The sequence below is a fragment of the Mesorhizobium sp. M1423 genome, assembly GCF_040317575.1.
Classification (GTDB): Bacteria; Pseudomonadota; Alphaproteobacteria; order Rhizobiales; family Rhizobiaceae; genus Mesorhizobium.
This window is the reverse complement of sequence record NZ_JAMYKU010000019.1, coordinates 124,876-147,216: the sequence shown is the minus strand read 5'-3', so window position 1 is coordinate 147,216 and position 22,341 is coordinate 124,876. Positions and strand designations below refer to the sequence as shown.

Sequence of the window (22,341 nt, the reverse complement as noted above, 5' to 3'; positions counted from 1 at the left end):
GTTCCTCCGTGTAAGGGTAGATGGGGTGCGGCACTGCATTCATGGGCGCGCTATGGCCGCGGCTGAAGCCACGAACTGCTTTTTGCCACTATGCGGGGCATGGATGTTTGACCATGCGAAGGCGTCTAGACAGAAGGTAATCACGTCAACGTCCTCTAGCGGAAACATATGTCCACCCTCTCGGCTTGATCCGCCCGGCGGAGTTGGTCAGCAATTCCTGACCTGGCTGCTGCCGGTCCTGATCGACGTCTCCACGACAAGCCATCGACACTCCCAAGACGGGTAGCAGAAAGACGATTTGGTATTCTCAAGAGCGACTGTACCAGAGGCATGCAGGAGCAAGAAGGTTATTTTTGAGAATTTTACGTTACGTTACGTTACAATTTGATATTTCGAATGTACTGACACATATGGGTAAAAACATTGTAATAACCCGCCCGTGCGATAACGTTGTATTGGAACTAATTCGCAAGGGAGGAGCCCGCAGGAGGTTAGCCTCGGTGAGGCGTTGGAAGGTGGCGTAAGTCGGGTCCTTGCGCGTCGACCTCTGATACACTTTCGAGCCCTGGGGCAAACTGGAAGAGATGTCGGATGATCCTATGACCGAGGTAAGTGGCGAGGAACGGTAGACGACCCTGCGGATTTGATGCCCGCCCGGTACCATTCCAGGATACGGTTTAGGTCGATCCTGGAGCGCCGGGTTCAACTGCAGGAAGTGGTCGAACCTCAACAACCGCGCAGACTGCGAGGTGTATTTGTACCCCGATTGCGCATCAGAGTGACGTGCTCAGCCATGACTTCTCCCAGTACGCTGCCGAAGGGCTGTGGTGGCCAATTGAGCAAAGGCCTTTTCCGGATTGCGCGACGCCAGAGCGCGCCAGACCGGCATACACTGCGTGATATTGCACGCTTCGCGCAGGGTGGTGATGGGATTGCGATCGATCGCGTCGGCTTTCAGAAGGTGATCGAGGAACCGGTCAATGATGCGGGTACGGTGTAACAGCGTCGTCGCTGCCCGGCATTCGGCCGAAACCTCCAGCCAACGCCATCAGCACGTCCTGACCGAGTTCGCCGTGGCGCTCGACGACATCTTGGAAGCCATGCAAGACTTGGCGGTAGCAGGCTCGGCTCTTCATGCTGCGCAGATCAAGGCGCGCGAGATAGCGGCCAATGGTCGTGCGATCGGGATCGGGCCAACGAGCGGTCATGCCAGCACCTCCGCGCCCGGCACATCGAGCGCGATGGCCCTGAGATCCTCGGTGGCAAGCTTGAGATAGGGCGCCGTCGACGCGGCGATGCCCCAACAAATCGCCGATGACCTTCTGCGGACCTGATGCGCGCAACATCTCGACCGCACGCGCATGACGGAAGATGTGTGGTCCACATTTGCCTGGAGGTTGACGCCGGCATCGCGAAGCCGCCGCCGGACCAGGCTGTATAACTTTCCGAGCTTGCGATAGTACGCGCGCGTACGGATGAAGATTTTCCTTGGCATCGGTCGTGGGTCGTCCCAAGCCGCTCCGATACAGATTTCAGCGAGCAGCGCGTCAGCTTCAACGCACGCAGGTCCATATAGCGGTCGATGTCGCCGAGGCTCGGGTCAATGGGGCCTTCGACACCGCATCGTTCGAGTTGCCAGCCAAGGAAGTGTCGAGCCTCCCACAAGAACGCGTCGATGCTGGGCCGGGCAAAGCCACGCTCCTCGTGAAGCCAGGTCTCGTATTCGTTGCAGATTGTAAATCGCAGTGCATCGGCGGCGCAGGTCGCTTTCGGGGCGGGTGGCCACTGCCCCTGCACAAGCCGAAGCAGTGCGTGAATGCCCGCGCACGGAATCTGGTGCCAGCGCGGACCGGGACGTCGACCACGACGCTGCCGAAACAGGGCGACCGAATCGCGCAGATATCGCTCCACCTGGGCTTCGGTCACATCCGTGACCACGATATTTTCGCCGGCAACATGGTCGAGGAACCCGCGCGCATAAGCACAATAGTTTCCTACCACCATCGGGCTGTACTGTTGGCTCATCAGTTCGGCTTTGAGCTCGGTAATCAGTTCGCAATCGGATTTCGACATCAATGGCTCCTCTGCTGGTCAAAACGACCGCAGAGGTTCGTCGGAATAATGTGGAGCAAAATCCCTCGACAACGGCAGAATTGTGCGGATTTCACGCGTTCCCTCACATTCTTGCGACCTCACGATTAGTAAAAATATGCTCACCTGACCATCTTTTTGACGTACGGTTTCGCATATTGCGGCGGGATCAGTTTAACCTCATGGCCAAGCGCCTGCAGCAGGCGGGCCCAATGGTGCGATCCTCCGCACGCTTCGATTGCGACTACCGTTGGCGGCGCCTTCTCGAAGAAAGTCACATCTCCTTGCGCCGCAGCTTTTTGCGCACCACCACATCTTCGGCTGCATTCACACCATGCAACTGAAAGACGTGCTTTGACGGTGAGCGCTATTTTCCCTGCACGTTGACGCGGGCGCTTTCGACGGATGGCCTCTAATCGAGCAGCACGATCGGCTCGTCACTGTCGTGGCCGCTCCGGTATGCCCACACGTACGAGGTGCTGGCGGCCGCTCTGTCCATTTCCTTCAGCACCTGGACCGTGGTCTCGTCACCATGGATGAGGGGCTGCGATCTGAGCCGCAGCTTCAGCGCGCCATAGATGCGGGAGAGATGCTTTTCGCTCGAGCCGATCACCCAGTGACCCAGAGCGCCACGGCTGACAGGAACACCCGCGCGCTCGAAGGCCTGGGCCAGGCGGCAGAGCGGTGTGCCGTCGACGTATTTGTGAACGAGCGCGAAGGCCAGCGTCGAAGCCGTGGCGATGCTGCCCGGCAAGGGGCGGGCATCGGCGCGGTCACGACCGGCGTGTTGATGCCGGTACGCTCACAATGACGGCAAGCATACTTGAACCGCACATTCTGCAGGACCTTCGCCTTCACCTCGATATGAAGTTGCTCGGTAACGGCCTCGCCCATGCGATGCATCTGATGACGGCAGCAAGGACAAGCCTTCTGGTCGTCAGGAAGGTCATACTCAACGCGCTCGCGCGGCAGGTTTTCCGGCAAGGCCTTGCGGCCGCGCTTCTTTCCCGTCGCCCCTTCGCTCGCCGGCAAGCCCGTCGTCTCCTTTGCTTGAGGTTTTCAACGACTTCATTCTGGCCCATCGATCCCGTGGGAGGCCGTCCACTCCAACCAGTCTGGACGGCCTCTGCGGAAAGACGGTGCCGATCGCCTCAGGGAAACCCTTGAGGCCGTCGACGACCGCGATCAGGATATCGGAGACGCCACGGTTTCAGCTCGTTTATGACAAGCAACGAGAGCTTGGCGACCTCGGTCGGCGATGATGCCGAGTATCTGCCGAGCCCGTCGGCCAGGAATGCTGAGCTCGATGTAGACGGCTTTCTTGCGCACGATGCCTTCGTCCCTGATTGTCGAAGAAGAAGAGTGTATAGACCGCATCGAGCGATCTATTCCGTCATTCGGCCTCCTCCACCAGGACGGCGTCGGTGACGGCCCGGATCAATTCCGGCGAGACCTCAATGCTCCTCCAGATGGCTGCGGATCTCGCGCATGCTCATGCCACACGCTTGTTTGGGCTTCCGACATTGTGTCCAACTTCGAACAAACGAAGGTTCGCGGAATTGTTCCGGCGACGTCTCGTCGCTGCAAAAGCAATGTGATTGCAGAGCCTTAATTCAATTGGCGCGGCGCTTGCTCCAGGTTCTATAGCACAGAAAGCACGTAGAAAACAGGAACAAGGCTATTGCTGACACCGCGAAGCCCCATACAAGCGTCTGAGAAGACCGTCTCTGTTCCCTCTGAATATCAGGACATGGTCAACTCCAGAGATCCGTGCGCGGTAGCTGTATTGCGCGTGATTGGTCTGAGGCCGACGGGCCAACGCGTGGCGCTGGCCGATTTGCGGGTGACCGATCTTCATCCGCTTGTGCTTGCGCAAGAAATCAATCAAAGGGCCACCCTGGGCAAGGTCGGCGTCTCACTCGCAACCTTTTACAACGCGCTGAACCAGTTCCGCGAACCAGGGCCTTTACGCATTCTCGGAGTTGACACATCACACGCCTATTTCGACGCGGGCACTTCTGATCACAATCACCTTTTTCGTCGAGGACGAGAAGCGGATCGCCGATGTCTTTTCAGGGCCATCGGCGTAGAGGGCCTGTCCGAGCTGCCCGAAGGCACCCAGATCACCCATACCAACTGTTCGTTCGGATAGCGAAGCTCAGGAATACCGGAAATTAGGATCTGCGCTATGCCATCCCAGGAGGACATCTTCTAATTCTATATTGGAGCAGCGTTTGGATTATGAAATTAAATGGTGATCAGAGACTGGAAGCTTACCGACGGATGCTTCGCATACGTCGATTTGAAGAAGAGGGTATGCGGCAGTGCAAAGGTGACAAGATCGCTGGTTGGTTTCACTCGAGCGTGGGTCAGGAAGCCGCTACCGTAGGGGCATGTCTCGCCCTTCGGGACGATGACGCCATGACCGGCACCCATCGTTCGCACGGCCATCCGATCGGGAAGGGTGCGGATCTGAACACGCTCATGGCCGAGCTGATGGGAAAGGCTGGCGGCATTTGCAAGGGACGCGGCGGTTCAATGCACGTTGCAGACAATTCGGTGGGGATCATCAGCGAATCGGGGATCGTCGGAGGAGGCATCCCTCTTGCCACAGGATGTGCGTTCAGCGCCAACGTGCGGGGCGTCGATCAGGTTACCCTTTGTTTCTTCGGCGATGGGGCGGTGAACCAGGGCACCTTCCATGAGAGTCTCAACATGGCGTCGCTATGGAAGCTTCCGGTCATCTATCATTGCGAGAACAACGGCTATGCAATGACCACATCGGTGGCGCAAAGCCACGGGCAGCCGGACATCGCGCTGCGGGCAGCGGGCTACGGGATGCCAGGGGTAACGGTTGACGGGCAGAGTGTGGGCGCCGTCTATGAAGCTGTGGCAGAGGCCGTCACGCGAGCACGCGCGGGCGAGGGGCCCACTTTAATAGTGGCTAACACCTATCGGTTCGATGAGCACGATTTCGGCATGGTGATTCCGGGAGAGCCTTATCGATCGGTTGAAGAAGTCGAGGCTCACAAACGCAACCGCGATCCGATTTTGCTATATCGCACTGTGCTCCTCGGTGAAGGCATAAATAAGAATACTCTGAGAGCAATCGAGGATGAAGTCGTCGAAGCCGTGAAGCAGGCTGTACAATTTGGTCTAGACAGCCCCCCGCCTCTGCCCGAAACCTTACCTAATTACATGTTCAACTCGCCCCTTGCAGGCCATCACGGCTCTGTGGCGGGGCTGGAGAGGAATTAATTCCACATGGAAACTGATGCCCACAAGCTTGCCTCGACCCCCGGCGCCCATATTCAGATGACCTATTTTGAAGCCCTGGTGCAGGCGCAGATGGAGGAAATGGAGCGTGATGAGCGCGTCGTCCTGATGGGAGAGGAGCTCTCGGTTCATGGCGCTGCCAAACTTATTGAGCGGTTTGGCAAGAACCGGATTTGGAACATGCCGATTTCAGAAGGCAGTTTCACCGGCCTCGGAATCGGGGCTGCCATCAACGGATTGCGGCCGATCGTAGACCTCTCGGTTTCCAGCTTCGTCTATCTCGCCTCGGACCAAATCATCAACCAGGCCTCGAAATTGCGGTATATGACCGGAGGTCAGATCGACATCCCGATCGTGTTTCGTTGCTGCATGTACTCGCTGGGGTCCTTAGCGGCGCAGCATACCGACCGGCCTTATCCGTTCTTTATGAATGTGCCTGGCCTCAAGATCATCAGCCCGACAAGCGCCGCCGACATCAAGGGGCTGATGAAATCGGCCATTCGCGACGGCGACCCGGTAATGGTTTTCGAAGACACCCGCCTGTGGCCGGTCAAGGGCAATGTGACCACAGACCCGGACTATCTAATCCCGATTGGCAAAGCGGATGTGAAGCGCGAAGGAGAAGACGTAACCCTTATCGCTGTTGCCGGTGTCATTCGGCCGACGATGGAAGCTGTCGACACACTCGCCGAGGAAGGCATTTCGGTCGAAGTGATCGATCCACGTACGTTGAAGCCGCTCGATCATGAGGCCATCAAAACGTCAGTCGCCAAGACCGGACGGCTTGTGATCGTTGAGAACGCGCACCGCGTCTGCAATGTCGGAAGTGAAATCGCCGCGGTGATGGCGGAGGAGGCGTTCGATCTGTTGAAGCGCCCGATCCTGCGGGTGAGCGCTCCAGATATTCACGTACCCTTCAGTCCGGCCCTCGAGAAGGATTTCTTCCCAACGAAAGATCACATCATCGCCGCCGTACGGCGGCTGCTCTGACATTCTCAACTCGTTGATTTTAAGACCGCAGCGAAAACTGCAGGATTGCTTGGCGCTGTTTTCCCGCAATTCGTCAAAATCGCAACTCGTCAGATCCGCTATTCGCGCGCGCTGCCTTGGCCGAGGAGATTTTGTATAGCGATAGGACGCCCCAAGCTCAAGGATGGAGCGCACCTTTGATCCCTTGACCGAATCGGGTGCAACCGAAAGTGAAACGGCCTGCTGAGCGTTCGGTAGAGAAGCGGCACGTCGGACCCGTCGCGACGTCAAACGAGTTGAAGGGTGATTTTAAGAAAAAAGACTCCTCTTGACGAACGTCTACTAGTCTAGTGATCCATTTGAACTAGAAGTATTACCGTCGTCAGCAGACCTGTAAATGGCCAAGGTTGATCCATGATCTATGAATTGCGGCATTACGTACCGACCATTGGGATGAAGGATAAGATGCGAGAGCGGTTTGCTCGCGATAGCTTGCCGCTCTTCAAGAAGAGAGGAATTGCACTTATCGACTTTTGGGAAGCGCCGGAGAGCGGCGAAATCTGGTATGTCGTCGAGTGGCCTGACGGGAAGGCTGCGAGCATTGGTTGGCAGCAGTTTATCGAAGCGCCGGAATGGAAAGAAATCGCGGCTCGCACCGAGCAAGACGGTCCGCTGTCAACGAGCCGGTCGATAGCGTTGAAGCGCCCAGCTTTCGTCAAGTCCGAGTGGCTCACACGGTAATGCAGGCGAGCTCATGCTCCGACCCTTTGCCGCGCTCGAGCAACTAGAGCTCCAGCTGAAGAATCTAGAGGCGTCGACCACCGAGGACGAACTGGCGGCGAGAAAGCGGTGGCAAAGACGAGAGATGTCAAATATTCGAGCGCAAGCCGCCCCCGAGCATCTGCCGCGCGAGCGTGTGGTCATCGCCGCGCGGGAGAACGGCCCCTGCTGCTGTTCGGCAAAGCTGTTGAAGCTGGCCGAGGACGTGACCGAGACGCTGATGGTGATCCGGCGCCGGTCGAAGGTGACCAAGGCGATGCACGAGACGTTCCCGTGCCGGCAGTGCAAGACGATCAGCCAACTGCCGGCGCCGCCTTGCCGGTCTGAACCTGTTGGCGATGATCCTGTTCGAGCAGATCGGTCAGCATCAGCCGCTCTATCGAACCAAAGAGCGAACGCTATGCGCGCGAAGGCATCCGTCTTAACGTACACGTTGGCCGACCAAAGCGGCACCTGCACGGCTGTTCTCCAACCTCTTCACGCCCTTGATCGAGCCAATGTGCTGGCCGCCAGAGGGGGGCACGACGACGACATCACCGTGCCGATCGGCCGGCGGCAAGACGGTCGCCGGCGGCACTGATGACCCACCCTTCGCTCGCGTGGCTACACCGAAAGAAATCGGCTTGACGGCGTACCTCGCGAGCGAGGAAGCCAAGCACATTACCGGGGTTGCTGTTCCGATAGATGGCGGCTTCACAGCAGGATAGGAGGAGTTCTTGAATAATCGGCTATCAGGCAAAGTTGCCGTCGTTACCGGTGGCAATCGAGGCATAGGGCGGGCGATTGCCGAGAGGCTTGCTGATGAAGAGGCGATGGTTGTCGTCGGTTGTTTGTTTGACGAGCCCTGCCCTCCTGTCAGCAGCGTCGAGAGGCTCTCGTTTTTGTATCTTGACGTCACAAACGAGGCGTCGGTTCGTGCATTCGTTGACGAGGTGCTTGAGAGGTTTGGCAGGATCGATGTACTGGTCAACAACGCCGGTGTCATCGTGAATAAGTCCATCGACGAACAGACGGTCGATGATTGGGACCGACTCATGGCGGTCAATCTCCGTGGTCCATTTCTGATGGCTAAGTATGTGGCGCCAGAAATGAGACGAATTGGTTTGGGCACGATCGTGAACATTGGGTCCGTCGAGGGCTTTATGGTCAACCCTTGGCATACAGCATATGCGGCCACCAAGGCCGGCGTACACGGTCTCACGCTTGGACTTGCAGTCGACCTAGGGCCCGAAGGAATACGTTGCAATACCGTTTGCCCCGGTTGGATCGAGACCGACTTGAACCGCACCTATGTCGAGCTCCACCCGGACCGAAACTTGGTCGAGCGGGAATTGGCGCAAATGCACCCAGTGGGAAGGATCGGATCCCCAAAAGAGGTAGCAAATACGGTCCTTTGGTTGGCCAGCGACGAATCCAGTTTCGTTAGCGGTGAAATGATCACTGTCGATGGCGCCCGAACCAGGAAGATATCCCTGCCCTCCATCTTGGACGAGGCGTATCGAGCCAAGCTGACCAAGCCATAGCAGCTCAGCCCAAAAACGATAGTGTCCTGAAGGTTCTGCAAAAAGTTTTGGAGAGAGAACGGCGCTTGCTCTGAAGGGCGAGCGGCCATGGCACGGTGGTGACGTTGCAATCACCGATTCCCGTGGAAGGGGAAGTGCCATGACCAATCGAGAAGTTAAACTGAGCAGGGGCGAGTTGAAAGCGTTGCTGCTGTCGGATGAGGACGGCTTTCGCCAGGTATTGCAGACTGTCGTGCAGGAGGCTCTGGAAGCCGAGATGACGGAGGCGATCGGGGCCGAGAAAGGCGAGCGGACGGCGGAGCGGGTGAGTTACCGGTCCGGGTATTACGAGCGCAAGCTGGTGACGCGGGTTGGGGTGCTGGAACTTCGCGTTCCGCAGGATCGGACGGGCCGGTTCTCGACGGAGTTGTTTGAGCGCTATCAGCGTTCGGAGAAGGCCTTGGTGTCGGCGCTGGTCGAGATGTACGTACAAGGCGTTTCGACCCGCAAGGTGAAGGCGGTGACGGAGGAATTGTGCGGCCACTCTTTCTCGGCCTCGACGGTGAGCGAGGCGACGATGCGGCTGGATGAGGCGCTCAAGGCGTTCTTCACGCAGCGGCTCGAGGAAAGCTATCCGTATCTCATCTTGGACGCGCGCTATGAACGGGCTCGCGAGGCGGGCGTGATCGCCAGCCAGGCGGTGCTGGTGGCGATCGGCGTGGATTGGGAGGGCGCCAGGTCCTGGGCGTGGAGCTGGCCAACCGGGAGAGCCATTCGAGCTGGCGCGAGTTCGTGACGGGGCTCAAGAATCGCGGGCTCGCCGGCGTCGAGTTCGTCGTCTCCGACGACCATCCGGGGCTCAGGGCGGCAATCCGCGAAGTGCTGCCCGAAGCGGTCTGGCAGCGCTGCTACGTGCACTTCCTCAGAAACGCGCTCGACTACGTGCCGCGCAAGGTCGACGACGATTGCCTGATGGAGCTCAGATGGTTCTACGACCGGCGCGACCTTGCCGAGGTCAAACGCGACCTGGCGCAGTGGATCGCCAAATGGCAGGCCAAATACCCGAAGCTGGTCAACTGGGTGGAAGACAACATCGAGGAGACGCTGAGCTTCTATCGGCTGCCGCTTGCCCACCACAAGCACATGAAGTCGACGAACATGCTGGAGCGGCTGAACCAGGAGATCAAGCGGCGCACCCTGGTCGTTCGCATCTTCCCCAACCCGCGGAGCTGCCTGCGGCTGGTTCGGGCATTGGCGGTCGAGATCCACGAGAACTGGCTCGAGGCGACCCGCTATCTCAACATGGATCATCTGCGCGAGCACAAGAAGGAGAGCCTGAGAGCATTGGCCGCCTGAGCACCGCCGTGTGTCCGCCGCTCCGCTAAACACGGGGGCTGCGCGGCGGACACGCCGACGTCACAGCTACTGCCACGCCATTTTTGCAGAACTTGACGCACACAACTCCAAAAACCTTCACCCCAACGCGACTTTACCTACTCGGTGTGGCCGCTTGCCAATGCTGCCATACATAGGACCGTATGTCCGCCTCTGTCGGTGAGGTGGCTCGCTCTACACATGCGCGTGCGAGGGTTGCTCGGGCGGGTCGAGCCGATCCTTATCATAGGAGTGGCGCGACAATTCTGATGATGCACCTCGCAGTTTCATTGTCGCGCCGCGCTAGACCAGTGGACTAAACAAATAGGCCCATTCCCACTATCATGACGCGCCTCTTTACATTTCCCCTGAGCGCAATGCGGCTGGAGACCGCAGGTAAACCCAGTGATGAACCGCCCCGGGTTTTCCGGAGGCCGTTTCGTTTGAGTCACGCGGCTATGGCTGGTTCATCCAACATGGCGTAGTAGCGTTTTTCGGCTTCGGCCGGCGGGATGTTGCCGATGGGCTCCAGCAGCCGGCGATTGTTGAACCAGTCGACCCATTCGAGCGTGGCGAACTTGACGGCCTCGAATGAGCGCCAGGGTCCGCGCCGATGGATCACCTCGGCCTTGTAAAGACCGTTGATCGTTTCGGCGAGAGCATTGTCGTAAGAGTCGCCGACACTGCCCACCGAAGGTTCGACGCCGGCCTCCACCAGGCGCTCGGTGTATCTGATAGAGACGTATTGGCTGCCTCTATCGCTGTGATGGATGAGCCCGCCTCCCTGCACGGGCCGCCGATCATGGAGAGCCTGTTCCAGAGCGTCCAGAACGAAGCTGGCATGCGCCGTCCGGCTCACCCGCCAGCCGACGATCCTTCGCGCATAGGTGTCGATGACAAAGGCGACATAGACGAAGCCCGTCCAGGTCGCGACGTAGGTGAAGTCGGAGACCCACAGCATGTTCGGCGCCGGCGCATGGAACTGGCGATTGACGTGATCGAGAGGGCATGGTGCCGCTTTGTCGCTCACCGTGGTGCGGATCGGCTTGCCGCGGATGATGCCTTCGAGGCCCATGGCCTTCATCAGGCGGGCAATCGTGCAGCGGGCGACATCGAAGCCCTCGCGTTGCAACTGCCGCCAGATCTTGCGAACGCCGTAGACGCGGAAGTTAGCCTCGAACACGCGTCGGACCTCATCCTTCAAAGCCTCATCCCGCTTCACCCGAGCCGACAGCCGGGAGGGATCGATGCGCTTGGCGACATGGTCGTGGTAGGTCGACGGGGCGATCGGCAGCACCTTGCAGATCGGCTCGACCCCATGCGCCTCGCGGTGATCGTCGATGAACGCGATCATGGCTTGAACCGGCGGTCGAGCTCCGCCTGGGCAAAAAACGCGGAAGCCTTGCGAAGGATCTCGTTGGCCTGGCGAAGCTCGCGGTTCTCGCGTTCCAAAGCCTTGAGTTTCGTCGCCACATCCGTAGGCACACCGGCTCGCACGCCACTGTCGCGCTCGGCCTTCTTCACCCACTCATGCAGCGTCTGCGCCGTGCAGCCGATCTTGGCGGCGATCGACGAGACCGCCGCCCACCGCGAGGCATGCTCGCCTTCGTGATCCAGAACCAGCCGCACCGCACGGGCTCGGACCTCGGGAGAGAACTTGTTGGTCGTCTTGCTTGTCATGGCTCCACCTTCTCAGGAGTTGGAGCCTCCGATCAACCCGGGGCGGTTCAGTTCCAAAGGGCCCAGTTGGCATGATCGCTGATCGTTAGATAATCGACCAAATTGACATGCTCGAACTCGTCGATCCAGTCTGGACGGATCTTCGTGCGAAAGAGCACAAGCGGGGTTTCGATCTCACCGGTCCAGGCGATCGGAAACGTTGTAAACTTCGGTCATGTCAGGATCCCTTCGATATTGTAGTCGTTTTCTTCCTGTTGCCTCTGCCCTCCGCGATGTCCTTACTGCAGCAATCGACTCGCTAGGTTAGTAGGTGACCCTCACTCCGGCGCGATAGCATCGCGCTCGCAATGACCAGGAGCCGCCGGCAGTCATGTAGCGACACGCTCCGCAGGCGCTTGAGCAATTCAGGTATAGCAGTTAAATCAGCACGCAAAAAAATGCCTTTTTATATTTCGATTGGCATAATATTAATGGATTGTACGATGTGTTTAAAACTGATTTCGTTTTTGTAACATGACGCGACACGCTGCTTGAATTCTGCCGCACCTAGAAAGATTCCCGACAGAAGAAGGCGCCAATAACATCGACACCTTAATCGAGCTCCCCGCCCATGTCGTCTCAGTCCATGTTTCCAAAACTCCAGTTCTGGCCGGGATCTCGCTGACTTGATCTGCCATGTGCACGCGCTTTGAAAGGCACTGCCGGAGGCGTCTCCGCAGAAGAGTAGGCGCGCTGTGAAGCCTGTTGTCAGATCAGGAAGTCAGTGACACCGGACTACATTATTTCCCTTGAGGACGGAAAGAATTCGAATCACTAAAGCGCCATCTGTCGACCCACAATAGCTGCCGACAATATGCCGCATGGGTGCCGGAAAACTGCGTTTTGTGTCGAGCAGGCCTTTCGATATCTGAACCAGCGCTTCGCAGCGGGCTTCGGATCAGCCCGCCGTTTTCGCGTGATGCCAGCGACGACAAGCATCGACTCGACCGTGGTCTCACTGTTCGCTTTGGATCGGCTGCTTACGCCGTCGAAGAATGGTGAGTGGAGATTCTCAGCGGGCTTGTCCTGGCTAATCTGCGCATCGCCCACAATCCGCGCCCCGATCATGCCGCCTGTCTCCGCCCCGTGGCTCAAGGTCCTCAAGGAGATTACTCCAGGCCGTCTGCACCGCCGCCAGCAAGGCGCAGCAGGCTGTTGACTGCATGAGCGGCCAGCCCGGAGTATGGCGATGGCAGCACGATCATCGCCATCTTATGGCAGGGCTTTTCACAAAAGGGGGTTGGACTGTCGGGAGCTGCCAAGCTTCATTTTGAAACGTTGAGAAACTCAGCCGACGGAAAATTCGGGCTCTCCGAACATGCCATCTTCCGGCACGACCCCAAGGCCCGGCCCTTCGGGCAGTTTGATGTGGCCGCCCACGACCTTTACGCCCTCGCGGTCATACGTTCCCTCGATATAGGGCTCGGCCAGCCAAACGCCTTCCAGCAGTTGGGGTTGGACCGTGGAGCCGATATGGGTGCAGGCGGCGGCGATGATATCCCCACCCCAAGCGTCGTCGCAGGTATGGGGCATGCTGCGCGCCTCGCAGATGTCACGGAAGGTGGCCATGGCATGCAACCCGCCAATCCGCGTGACCTTCATGCCGAATCCGTCGCAAAGGCCCGTCCCCGCGGCACGGATGACGATGGCCAGATCCTCGCCATTCTCGTCGATATAGATGCCGTGATGGACCTTCCCCCGGATCGCGGCGATCTCTTCCAGAGTGTTACAGGGCTGTTCCATGATGAAGGGAATGTCCGGGCATTCCCGGGAAAGCCGCAGCGCGTCACGAGTCGTAAGGCCGCGATTGGCATCGGCGGCCAGACGCACCCCCTTGCCGCGGATCACCTCCCAGACCTTGCGGAGGACGGCGATGTCCGCCTCCACCGGACGGCCGCCGATCTTGATTTGCAGGCGCGGATAGCCCTCGGCCACCTTCTCAGCTGCGATTCGGGCGATGTCGTCGGGCTCGCCCACGCCGGTGGCATAGTAGGAGGGCACGTTTTCGGTGATAGCCCCACCCAGAAGGTCGGCCACGCGCACTCCATAAGCCTTGCCCGTCAGGTCATAGGCCGCGATATCAATGGCCGCCTTGGCATAGCGATGGCCGTTCAACAGGCCATCCATCTGCCGCCGCAGTAGCAAAGGTTGAAGTGGGTTGGCGCCGATCAACGCCGGGACCATCTCGGCCAGCGCGGCGCGGGCACCCCTGGCGTGGTGCGGCTGATAGGTTGGGCCGACGGGGCACGTTTCGCCCCAGCCGACGAGGCCTGTGTCGGTGACCAGCTTGACCAGCGTGGTGTCCAGTGCCCAGACTTTGGCATTGGCCATAACATAGGGGCCGTTCTTGACCGGCAGGTCATGTGCGTAGACGTGGATTTCCGTGATCTTCATGGTTATCTCGCTTTTTAAGAGAAGTGTCGGTTTGGACGTCAGGGCACGAGCACAACGATCTTGCCGCCGGTTCCTTCGGCAGAAAATCGTGTTGTGCCGTGACAATATCTGCCCACGGGGGACGCTGCGACCGATATTGTGCACGACTAATTCGCCTGCGGCAAAACCTTTAAGTTGCTTACCCAGCGCTGTCTTCAGAACCGTAAGGTGACCGATCACCTATCGGAAGGACGTCGGAATAACGTCGATTCCGTACATTTGTGTCGTTATCATGCATGGCTATAGCAAACCGAAGTTTTATCAGCAGAGCTATCCCACTGTTTGAGCGGAGTTTTTCGTTTGGCACGGCATATGCTTAGCTGTCTGCAACGGTGCTAAGAAGCGTGATATTAAGTCGGAGGCAAGAATGGATTTAGGGCTTGACGGCAAGATGGCAATGGTCGCGGCCGCCTCCAGCGGCTTAGGTTTGGCCACAGCGGAGGAGTTAGCCAATGAAGGCTGCCGCCTGTCCATCTGCGGGCGGGATCCGGGGCGCCTAGAAAGAGCAGTGGATCGGTTGCGCAGCAAAGGCGCCGAAGTGCTGGCGCGCGCGACCGATGTAACTGACTGTGCGGATGCAGCAGCTTGGGTTACCGAAACAGCAGAGCATTTTCGGTGTATCGATATCTTGGTGACGAATTGCGGCGGCGTTTCTGCCGGGCCACCGTCGGCCATGGCGCCTAAGGATTTCGGCGATGCGTTTGACCGAGTGCTTTTACCTTCGATAAATCTAATTACGGCTGCCTTGCCATATCTTCGGCGCTCGCGGGCGGGGCGAATATTGATGGTCGCTTCCGAGGCTATTGTCCGGACCCCGGTACATTTCGCGCTGTCGGGTGTCGCACGAGCAGGGCTAGTGCCCTACTGCCACACGCTCGTACAAGAATTGTCAGGGGAGAGCATCACAGTAAACGTGCTCGCTCCTGGAGCACACAGCACCGCGATTCATGAAGCCAATCGAATCGGCGACCATGCCAAAGCCATCCGAGCGCTCGAGGATAGGACCCCAGCCCGACGCCTTGGCGATCCCTCGGAATTCGCAGCAGTTGCTGCATTCTTGGCCAGCGCCCGCGCGGCCTATGTCAGCGGCGCCTTGATCGTCATCGATGGCGGGCTGAGTGCAACCGTCTGAACAATTCGTCGCACTGGGAGCCGTCGCATGAACGAAGCCAACGCAAACAGGACCGTCATCAATCTCGGCCGTTCAACCGCATGCTTTCGCATGCTTTATTCGCGATCGTTCTGAGCCGGAGCCTTTAGCCTTCTGACGCTTGAAGATTACTCCGCCAACCGGCCGACGCCGCGTCTGATAGTTCGCGATCGATTTTGATCTTTCATAGCGCGAGACGGGTTACTGGTATGAAATGAATTCTGAAGAGGTGGTTGACGCAGCTGAGGGAGTTGACGGGCTTCCTGAGTTTCGACGCGCCTGTGGTTATGCGGAAACGGTGATCTCTATCCTATGCGCGCCTGGATTGGCGTGCACGACACGATGTTCCGCGATCCGGAAGCGCTAACTTCATTTATTGCCACTCGGCTGGTGCCGCGGCTCTTTACAGCTGAAAACCACGCCCTTCTGAGCGACCCGTATAGAATCCTCAACATGCCCGGCTTCGCGATGCCAGATTTAACCGAACAGTACCGACAGGCGCAACTCCTCCGGCGCGCCTTCGATCTGGCGGCCTTGAGCATCTGTGCCTTCAGCACGCCCTGTTCGAACTCGCTGATGCTTCCCTTCATACCCAAGAGCACACGATCACTAGGCAGGTGCGGGTTTCGGAAAGTCCGGACAGGCTTTCCGGTAATCTCCGGACACGCTGTCCGGGAATTAGCGGAATCGCTGTCCAGCTTTTGCGAAGCGCGCAGGCAGGCATGGTCGATGATGCCGGTTTAGACAATTCCACACAACTCGGCCATATGCCAGTCCCGCCCGTTGCGTGCGAGCGCCGATGCGTCTAGGCACAACACGGCGGTCATCATCAAGCTCCTCGACGACCAGACCGGTGGCCTGCGAGGATTTGGGCGAGCGTCAGCAAGGCCTCGCCCGCTTTACTTGCTCATCCCTCCAGCCTGTGGGTTCGAATATCAGACTCATCTGCCTGCCCGGGGTCAATGCCGGCACGTTGGAATATCGGAAGCGTTGTGACCAACCAGAAATACGAACGGTATTTGGCGTCGCAGCAGATGCTCGGCCGCAGCAAACGTCTCTTCGCCTTGTAGATTCACGCTAAGGACAGCACCGTCGATGGTTGACGAGGGCATAACGAACATCAAGTCTGTCCTCAATTGTGTCGACTGAATAACTGACGTTCGCGCCTGCCTTGACAAAGGCATTGCGCACATCGAAGGCAAGTACATGGTCGTCTTCTGCTACTAATATACTGCAATTTCGTAGCTCCAATTCCCCCATTGTACTTCCCTGACTTGCCGCACGCCGCAGAAGACGACCGTAGGGGGCGCGTGTGCTGCCATGCTAGCTATTCAGACCAAGCCCATTTGTTCCGCGGGACCTAGTCCAGCAGACGTTCTTCGAATGGATAGGTTGACAACAACTCATAGCCGTCGGCCGTCACAAGCACCTGCTCCTCCAGCTTTACCCCATCACATTCCCCCACAGCGCCAATGTAAGATTCAACGCAAATGACCATGCCGGCTTCGAGTGTCGCATCGTACGCGATGGGACCTCTGAAGATTGGTTTAACCTGCGGATATTCATCACACAGTCCGACGCCGTGGATCACGCATGTGTAAGCCTGCTCGTGGAATTCTTCGGGCACCGGCCAAGCCAACGCTTGCAAGTCCCTCATACTGAGGCCTGGGCGGATGAGTTTCATGTTGGTCTGCAGTTCATCATAGGCGTAGCGATAAAGCTGGCGCTGCCGCGCGCTAGGCCGATCTTTTCCGTAATAAAACGTCCTGGAAACATCGCAGAAGTAGCCGAATGGGCCGACCATGTCGGTGTCGAACCCAACCAGGTCTCCGGGCTCAATGACGCGCTGGGTGGCTTCCTGAAGCCACGGATTGATACGCGGTCCGGACGCGAGCATACGCCCTTCATGCCAGCCGCCCTGGTTAGCCAGGTTGGTGTAATTAAGGATGCCCCAGAGCTGCACTTCCGTGACGCCCGTGCCCATGCTTTCCTGCATCCGCGCGATACCGTGCTCGGCAACGGCACACGCCCACCTGATGCAAGCGATTTCATCATCCGACTTGATGACGCGAGCCCCTTCGACGATGTCGACGGCGTCAATGATTTCCAACCCGCGCTGCATAAGCGCCTGGGTAATGCTCGGGTTGACATATTCCACCGCCACCTTGCGGTTGGTGGTGCCGATTTCACTGAGGAATTCCACAATGTCGTCGGCGAAGAGCCGCGCGGCTTCAGGCAGTTCGTAACCGCCCTCGAAAAACGAGAGGGGCCTGCCAGCTCTAACCCGGTCTGCGGATGAGCCGCGGCTGTAACCCTGATGAAGGGTGATCGGCCCCTCCAACGGCAAAAAGAGATAGGTGACCGGGATATGCGATTGGAACAAGGGGAAGGTATTGTAGTCGATCGCGTAACGGATTGTGATGGGGCTCACCAACACACACATGGCGACACCGGAGTCGCGCATTGCAGCTTTCAGGCGGTCCTTGCGGTAGGTGTCGAGCCGTTGGAAGTCGATCTCCGGCATTTGCCGGAACTGTCGCAAATCGCTCCAGTTGTCCCGGAGAAGGAACCCGTCGGGATCTGGTGAAAGCACTTTAAAATCGGTCATGGATCTCTCTTCGACGTTCCAGCCCAGCGTGGCAAATCCCGATATGCAGCCATACTCGGATTGCCAACGTTGCGGGCTTTTTATTGGGAGTTGCAGGCGCTGAACAATCTACATCCGCGACCAGAGCTTGCCGCCGGTAGCCCAGTTATTCGGCGCATACTCATCAAAAACCACATGAACCTGTTCTGGTTTCAGGTCGGACTTCTCGCAGAACAACTTGGTGATCTCGGCCGCAATTTCTGCCTTCTTGTCGTCGTCAGCTTTAAACGTTTCGATGTGGATAACCGGCATAGCCCGCTCCTTCATTGGTCTGCGGATAAGCTTGATCATAGCTTGTCAGGGCCACTTTCGCGGATCCCAGCACGAGCCAGGCAGCATCCGCGGCCACGCAGAACGCCACGATATTGAGCTATAGGCAGCGGCTGACCTTTATTCAAATGAGTATTACTGCGGGGCCGGACAACCAGGAGTCATGACTTCGCCCCAGGTCTGGGATTAGGTCTAGTTGCCGCTGGGAGGCGTCATGACTTCAGCTTGTCCGGCGCATGACTTTTTGGTCGCTTGCGGAGGACCGGTGCGGGGCCCTAGATCACGAAGTCTGCTCGGCGGCGCTGCCCGCCAGGGCCTAATCGTTTTACGGGCAATCGGCATATGACGCATTCCAAGAAGATAGTGATTGTCACGGGCGCAACGTCAGGGATAGGCGAAGCGGTCTCAGAGGCCTTCGGCACAGCGGGGGCGTCGCTGGTACTGGTTGGTCGTGATCGGGACCGGGGTCGACGAGCCTTGGAGGCGGTTGAAAATCTGGGTTGCACGGCATTGTTGATGCTGGGTGATGTGGCTGACTCTTCATTTGCCGACCAGGTGATCAGGTCCACTGTCGAGAAGTTCGGAAGGGTAGACGTTTTGGTTAATAGCGCCGGGATTATCCGGCGGGGAAGTGCCGTCGATACCACGGATGACGACTGGCGGCAGACGTTCGACGCGAATGTAACCGGCGTGTTTTATTTCAGCCGCGCCGCCGTGAAATCCATGCGCACGACCGGCGGCGGAAGCATCGTCAACATAGCTTCGAATGTTGGGTTGGTTGGCTGCCCTGGGCTGGTGGCATATTGTGCTTCAAAAGGCGCGGTCGTTCTTATGACACAGGCCATGGCTCTTGATCACGCCAAGGAGCAAATCACCATTAACGCGGTCTGCCCCGGCGCCGTCGATACACCAATGCTCGTCTCGGCCCATAGCAAGCCTGTTACAGCAGCAGAAATCCTGCAGAGAAACGTCGATTCAATACCCCAGGGCCGTGTGGCGACGCCCAAGGAAATTGCCAATTTGACGCTTTTCCTCGCGAGCGAGGACGCCAGGCACATCACCGGGGTAGCTATTCCCATCGATGGCGGCTTCACGGCAGGATAGGAGGATATTTTGGTTAATCGGGTATCAGGCAAGGTTGCCATCGTCACGGGCGGCAACCAAGGCATAGGGCGTGCGATAGCGGAGAAGCTTGCCGAGGAAGGCGCCATCGTTGTCGTCGGAGACCTGCGCGACGACCGTTCTTCGGATTCCCATGGCGGCGAGGAGATTACCTCTCTCTGCCTCGATGTCACCAAGGAGGTTTCGATCCGCACGTTCGTCGATGAGGTCCTTCAGAAGTTCGGCAGGATCGATATTCTGGTCAATAATGCGGGTCTGGTCATGCACAAGTCCATTGATGACCAGACAGCCGAAGAGTGGGACCGGCTCATGGCGGTCAATCTTCGCGGCCCTTTCCTGATGGCAAAATATGTGGTCCCGGAAATGAGGCGTCAGGGCACCGGTGCCATCGTCAACATTGGGTCGGTCGAAGGGTACATGGTCAACCCATGGCATACCGCCTACGCGGCCTCGAAGGCCGGCGTGCACGGTCTTACGCTCGGGCTGGCCATTGACCTCGGGCCCGACGGCATCCGTGTCAACACGGTTTGTCCGGGCTGGATCGACACTGATCTTAATCGTGCATACGTAGAGATGCATCCAGATCGAAGCTTGATTGAGCGGGAACTGGGGCAGCTTCACCCGGTGGGAAGGATTGGCGCTCCCAAGGAGATAGCTAATGCGGTCCTCTGGCTGGCCAGTGACGATTCCAGTTTTGTGAGCGGTGAAATGATATCCGTCGACGGCGCGCGCACCAAAAAGATTTCCTTGCCAGCGATTTTGGATGAAGAGTATCGGGCCAAGCTGACGAAAGCAAAGGCATAACGGTGCGCCGGCGGCCTCGAACGCGTAGCGCGCTGGAAAAAGCGTGGACGGTCACCGACCCAATGTGCGCTTTTGAAGGGAGCAAGGTTGCCGCGCTGGGGCTGCAGCACGGGTCCAACGAACTCTCGCCGATCGGCTGTCGGCGATGAGGAGAGAGATCAAAGTCAAGCCGGTGTTCCTCGGGATCGACACCGGCGGCACCTACACCGATGCCGTGCTGTGGTCCGAAACGGAAGGCCCGCAGCACGGGCCCAACAAGGGCAAGGTGCTGGCCAAGGCCAAGGCGCTGACCACGCGGCATGATCTCGCCGTCGGCATTTCCGGCGCGGTCGATGCGGTGCTGGAGAAATCCGCCACCGATCCGGCGGCCATAAAACTCGTGTCGATGTCGACGACGCTCGCCACCAACGCGCTGGTAGAGGGCCAGGGCGGGCGCGTGGCGCTGATCATGATCGGCTTTTCCGAGGGCGACCTTGCCCGCGACGGGCTGAAGACGGCGCTCGGCACCGACCCGGTGGTGTTTTGCCCGGGCGGCCACGATGTCCACGGAAACGCGGTGAAGCTCGACCTTTCCGGTCTCGAAGCGGCGCTGCCGGAGCTCGGCGCCTCCGTATCCGGCTTTGCCATCTGCGCCTATTTCGCCACCCGCAACCCGGCGCATGAGCTTGCCGCCCGCGACCTCATCCGCGAAAGGACCGGCCTGCCGGTCACCGCCAGCCACGAATTGTCGGCCAAGCTCGGAGGCCCGCGCCGGGCGCTGACCACATTGCTCAACGCCCGGCTGATCTCGATGATCGACCGGCTGGTGGCGGCGACCGAAGGCTTTCTGGACGCCCGCAACATCGCCGCTCCCGTGATGGTGGTGCGCGGCGACGGCGCGCTGGTCTCGGCAGCGTCTGCCCGCCAGCGGCCGATCGAGACCATTTTGTCCGGCCCCGCCGCCAGCCTGGTCGGCGCCCGCCACATGACCGGGCTCGACAACGCCATGGTGTCCGACATTGGCGGCACCACAACGGACGTCGCCGTGCTCGATGGCGGCCGGCCCCGGCTCGATGCCGAAGGCGCCACCGTCGGCGGCTTCCGCACTATGGTCGAGGCGGTCGCCATGCGCACCTTCGGCCTCGGCGGCGATTCCGAAGTGGCGCTGGAAGACGGCGCGCTCAATCCGAAAATCCTGCTCGGCCCGCGCCGCCTGGTGCCGCTGGCGCTGGCCGGCATGATGCATGGTGCTTCAGTGACATCGGAACTCGAACGCCAGCTGCGCGCGCCCAATCCCGGCCGCATGGATGGCCGCTTTGCGCTGCGCACCGGCGTGCCGGACAGGCTCGCCGCCGGCCTGACCGCGCCCGAGGCCAAACTCTACGAGCAGATCGGCGCTGTGCCGCTAGCCATCGACAGGCTGCTCACCTCGAACGCCCAGAACGCCACGCTGAACCGGCTGGTCTCGCGTGGGCTGGTGCATATCTCGGGCTTCACCCCCTCGGACGCCGCCCATGTGCTCGGCACGCAGGCCAACTGGGACCCGGTTGCGGCCCGGCTCGGCGCCGAACTGTTTGCCCGCAAGCGTGACGGGCGCGGCCAATACATTGCCGCCTCGCCCGAGGTGATTTCCGAACGCGTGCTGCTGACGCTGACGCGCTGGTCGGCCGAATACATCCTCGAGACCGCCTTTGCCGAGGACGGGCTGGATGGCGCCGCCACCGTCGCGCATGCGCTGGTGCAGCGCGCCGTCGATTCGCATCCCGGCATCGCAAGGCTCAGCGTCGCGCTCGACCGCCCGGTCATCGGCCTCGGCGCCTCGGCGCCGCTGCATTATGCCGGCTTGGCCGAGCTGGTCGGCAATGAGTGCGTGGTGCCGGAAGATACCGATGTCGCCAACGCGCTCGGCGCCGTCGTCGGCCAGGTCCGCGTCTCGGCCGAAGCCCGCGTCAGTCAGCCCAAGGAAGGCCTGTTCCGCCTCGCCTCGGGGGGAAGGGTACGCGATTTCCTCGACGAACCGGTAGCGATCGCGGCTGCCCAAGCCGATGTCCGCGCTATTGTCGCACACACCGCAAGGGATGCAGGCACCGACAGCGCTGAGATCGACGTCACCACCGAATATCGGGTCTCGACCGTGGAAGGTCAGCGCCTCTTTATCGAGGCGCATGTGGTTGCGGTCGCCTCGGGGCGCCCTAGGATCGCGGTGTAGCCTGTTGGTTGCGCAC

16 protein-coding genes, 5 pseudogenes and 1 other annotated feature are annotated in these 22,341 nt (G+C 59.2%); of the genes and pseudogenes, 11 read left to right on the top strand and 10 right to left on the bottom strand.

Annotated elements, in window-relative coordinates:
• Positions 1-977: 977 nt before the first annotated feature.
• The 5 genes and pseudogenes from NKG95_RS23025 to NKG95_RS34355 form a co-directional block, all read right to left on the bottom strand.
• On the bottom strand, positions 978-1,208 hold the full coding sequence (locus NKG95_RS23025) for a hypothetical protein (protein WP_353042642.1): 231 nt from the start codon (positions 1,206-1,208) through the stop codon (positions 978-980).
• Positions 1,205-1,495, bottom strand: a complete 291-nt coding sequence (locus tag NKG95_RS23020) for a site-specific integrase (RefSeq protein WP_353042641.1) — start codon at positions 1,493-1,495, stop codon at positions 1,205-1,207. Before NKG95_RS23020 ends, NKG95_RS23025 begins: the two co-directional genes overlap by 4 nt.
• A 730-nt stretch (positions 1,496-2,225) precedes the next feature.
• Positions 2,226-2,431: pseudogene (locus tag NKG95_RS23015) on the bottom strand (IS110 family transposase); the annotation flags it as partial.
• A 75-nt stretch (positions 2,432-2,506) separates the two neighbouring features.
• A pseudogene (locus NKG95_RS23010) lies at positions 2,507-3,129 on the bottom strand (transposase); the annotation flags it as partial.
• 88 nt (positions 3,130-3,217) lie between these two features.
• Positions 3,218-3,596, bottom strand: a pseudogene (locus tag NKG95_RS34355) (transposase); the annotation flags it as partial.
• A 245-nt stretch (positions 3,597-3,841) separates the two neighbouring features.
• Here NKG95_RS34355 and NKG95_RS23000 point away from each other — a divergent pair.
• The 7 genes and pseudogenes from NKG95_RS23000 to NKG95_RS22970 all read left to right on the top strand — a co-directional run bounded on the left by NKG95_RS23000 (position 3,842) and on the right by NKG95_RS22970 (position 9,974).
• On the top strand, positions 3,842-4,243 hold the full coding sequence (locus NKG95_RS23000; protein WP_353042640.1) for a transcriptional repressor: 402 nt from the start codon (positions 3,842-3,844) through the stop codon (positions 4,241-4,243).
• An 89-nt stretch (positions 4,244-4,332) separates the two neighbouring features.
• Positions 4,333-5,349, top strand: coding sequence for a thiamine pyrophosphate-dependent dehydrogenase E1 component subunit alpha (locus NKG95_RS22995; protein WP_353042639.1), 1,017 nt, complete (start codon positions 4,333-4,335; stop codon positions 5,347-5,349).
• Positions 5,350-5,355: 6 nt separating this feature from the next.
• Entirely contained in the window at positions 5,356-6,357 is a 1,002-nt protein-coding gene (locus NKG95_RS22990; RefSeq protein ID WP_353042638.1) for an alpha-ketoacid dehydrogenase subunit beta, read from the top strand.
• A gap of 393 nt (positions 6,358-6,750) precedes the next feature.
• Positions 6,751-7,077, top strand: coding sequence for an NIPSNAP family protein (locus NKG95_RS22985; RefSeq protein ID WP_353042637.1), 327 nt, complete (start codon positions 6,751-6,753; stop codon positions 7,075-7,077).
• 13 nt (positions 7,078-7,090) lie between these two features.
• On the top strand, positions 7,091-7,696 hold the full coding sequence (locus NKG95_RS22980) for an IS66 family transposase (protein ID WP_502913977.1): 606 nt from the start codon (positions 7,091-7,093) through the stop codon (positions 7,694-7,696).
• A 136-nt stretch (positions 7,697-7,832) separates the two neighbouring features.
• A complete protein-coding gene (locus NKG95_RS22975; RefSeq protein WP_353042636.1) occupies positions 7,833-8,639 on the top strand; it encodes an SDR family NAD(P)-dependent oxidoreductase in 807 nt (268 codons plus the stop codon).
• Positions 8,640-8,778: 139 nt separating this feature from the next.
• Positions 8,779-9,974, top strand: a pseudogene (locus tag NKG95_RS22970) (IS256 family transposase).
• Positions 9,975-10,440: 466 nt separating this feature from the next.
• On the opposite strand, the gene NKG95_RS22965 reads toward NKG95_RS22970, so the two are convergent.
• A protein-coding gene (locus NKG95_RS22965) for an IS3 family transposase (protein ID WP_353042635.1) occupies positions 10,441-11,672 on the bottom strand; the annotation gives its coding sequence in 2 pieces (ribosomal slippage) (positions 10,441-11,384 and positions 11,384-11,672; 1,233 coding nt in all).
• Positions 11,272-11,388: a sequence feature (AL1L pseudoknot), on the bottom strand. Its footprint overlaps the gene before it by 117 nt.
• Positions 11,673-12,998: 1,326 nt before the next feature.
• The gene (locus NKG95_RS22960; RefSeq protein ID WP_353042634.1) at positions 12,999-14,105 is read right to left on the bottom strand and encodes a mandelate racemase/muconate lactonizing enzyme family protein; all 1,107 of its coding nucleotides are present in this window, start codon (positions 14,103-14,105) and stop codon (positions 12,999-13,001) included.
• 406 nt (positions 14,106-14,511) lie between these two features.
• Here NKG95_RS22960 and NKG95_RS22955 point away from each other — a divergent pair, with 406 nt between their 5' ends.
• A complete protein-coding gene (locus NKG95_RS22955) occupies positions 14,512-15,276 on the top strand; it encodes an SDR family oxidoreductase (RefSeq protein WP_353042633.1) in 765 nt (254 codons plus the stop codon).
• Between the two features lie 498 nt (positions 15,277-15,774).
• Here NKG95_RS22955 and NKG95_RS22950 read toward each other — a convergent pair.
• The 3 genes and pseudogenes from NKG95_RS22950 to NKG95_RS22940 form a co-directional block, all read right to left on the bottom strand.
• A pseudogene (locus NKG95_RS22950) lies at positions 15,775-16,115 on the bottom strand (hypothetical protein); the annotation flags it as partial.
• Positions 16,116-16,654: 539 nt separating this feature from the next.
• Positions 16,655-17,902, bottom strand: coding sequence for a M24 family metallopeptidase (locus tag NKG95_RS22945; protein WP_353042632.1), 1,248 nt, complete (start codon positions 17,900-17,902; stop codon positions 16,655-16,657).
• Positions 17,903-18,010: 108 nt separating this feature from the next.
• Complete coding sequence (locus NKG95_RS22940; RefSeq protein WP_353042631.1) at positions 18,011-18,193, bottom strand: tautomerase family protein; 183 nt, start codon at positions 18,191-18,193, stop codon at positions 18,011-18,013.
• Positions 18,194-18,553: 360 nt separating this feature from the next.
• Here NKG95_RS22940 and NKG95_RS22935 point away from each other — a divergent pair, with 360 nt between their 5' ends.
• From NKG95_RS22935 to NKG95_RS22925, 3 genes are all read left to right on the top strand, one after another.
• Positions 18,554-19,315, top strand: coding sequence for an SDR family NAD(P)-dependent oxidoreductase (locus NKG95_RS22935; protein WP_353042630.1), 762 nt, complete (start codon positions 18,554-18,556; stop codon positions 19,313-19,315).
• A gap of 9 nt (positions 19,316-19,324) precedes the next feature.
• Positions 19,325-20,137, top strand: a complete 813-nt coding sequence (locus tag NKG95_RS22930) for an SDR family NAD(P)-dependent oxidoreductase (protein WP_353042629.1) — start codon at positions 19,325-19,327, stop codon at positions 20,135-20,137.
• Positions 20,138-20,282: 145 nt separating this feature from the next.
• Positions 20,283-22,325: a hydantoinase/oxoprolinase N-terminal domain-containing protein gene (locus NKG95_RS22925; protein WP_353042628.1), complete on the top strand. Its 2,043-nt coding sequence runs from the start codon at positions 20,283-20,285 to the stop codon at positions 22,323-22,325.
• Positions 22,326-22,341: the final 16 nt, after the last annotated feature.

What these genes read in the sequence shown, in the direction of transcription:
- NKG95_RS22960 (WP_353042634.1), bottom strand. Translation starts at nt 14,105, where the DNA reads ATGAAGATCACGGAAATCCACGTCTACGCACATGACCTGCCGGTCAAG.
- NKG95_RS22945 (WP_353042632.1), bottom strand. Translation starts at nt 17,902, where the DNA reads ATGACCGATTTTAAAGTGCTTTCACCAGATCCCGACGGGTTCCTTCTC.
- NKG95_RS22990 (WP_353042638.1), top strand. Translation starts at nt 5,356, where the DNA reads ATGGAAACTGATGCCCACAAGCTTGCCTCGACCCCCGGCGCCCATATT.
- NKG95_RS22925 (WP_353042628.1), top strand. Translation starts at nt 20,283, where the DNA reads ATGAGGAGAGAGATCAAAGTCAAGCCGGTGTTCCTCGGGATCGACACC.
- NKG95_RS22985 (WP_353042637.1), top strand. Translation starts at nt 6,751, where the DNA reads ATGATCTATGAATTGCGGCATTACGTACCGACCATTGGGATGAAGGAT.
- NKG95_RS23000 (WP_353042640.1), top strand. Translation starts at nt 3,842, where the DNA reads ATGGTCAACTCCAGAGATCCGTGCGCGGTAGCTGTATTGCGCGTGATT.
- NKG95_RS22980 (WP_502913977.1), top strand. Translation starts at nt 7,091, where the DNA reads ATGCTCCGACCCTTTGCCGCGCTCGAGCAACTAGAGCTCCAGCTGAAG.
- NKG95_RS22995 (WP_353042639.1), top strand. Translation starts at nt 4,333, where the DNA reads ATGAAATTAAATGGTGATCAGAGACTGGAAGCTTACCGACGGATGCTT.
- NKG95_RS23020 (WP_353042641.1), bottom strand. Translation starts at nt 1,495, where the DNA reads ATGCCAAGGAAAATCTTCATCCGTACGCGCGCGTACTATCGCAAGCTC.
- NKG95_RS22935 (WP_353042630.1), top strand. Translation starts at nt 18,554, where the DNA reads ATGACGCATTCCAAGAAGATAGTGATTGTCACGGGCGCAACGTCAGGG.
- NKG95_RS23025 (WP_353042642.1), bottom strand. Translation starts at nt 1,208, where the DNA reads ATGACCGCTCGTTGGCCCGATCCCGATCGCACGACCATTGGCCGCTAT.
- NKG95_RS22940 (WP_353042631.1), bottom strand. Translation starts at nt 18,193, where the DNA reads ATGCCGGTTATCCACATCGAAACGTTTAAAGCTGACGACGACAAGAAG.
- NKG95_RS22955 (WP_353042633.1), top strand. Translation starts at nt 14,512, where the DNA reads ATGGATTTAGGGCTTGACGGCAAGATGGCAATGGTCGCGGCCGCCTCC.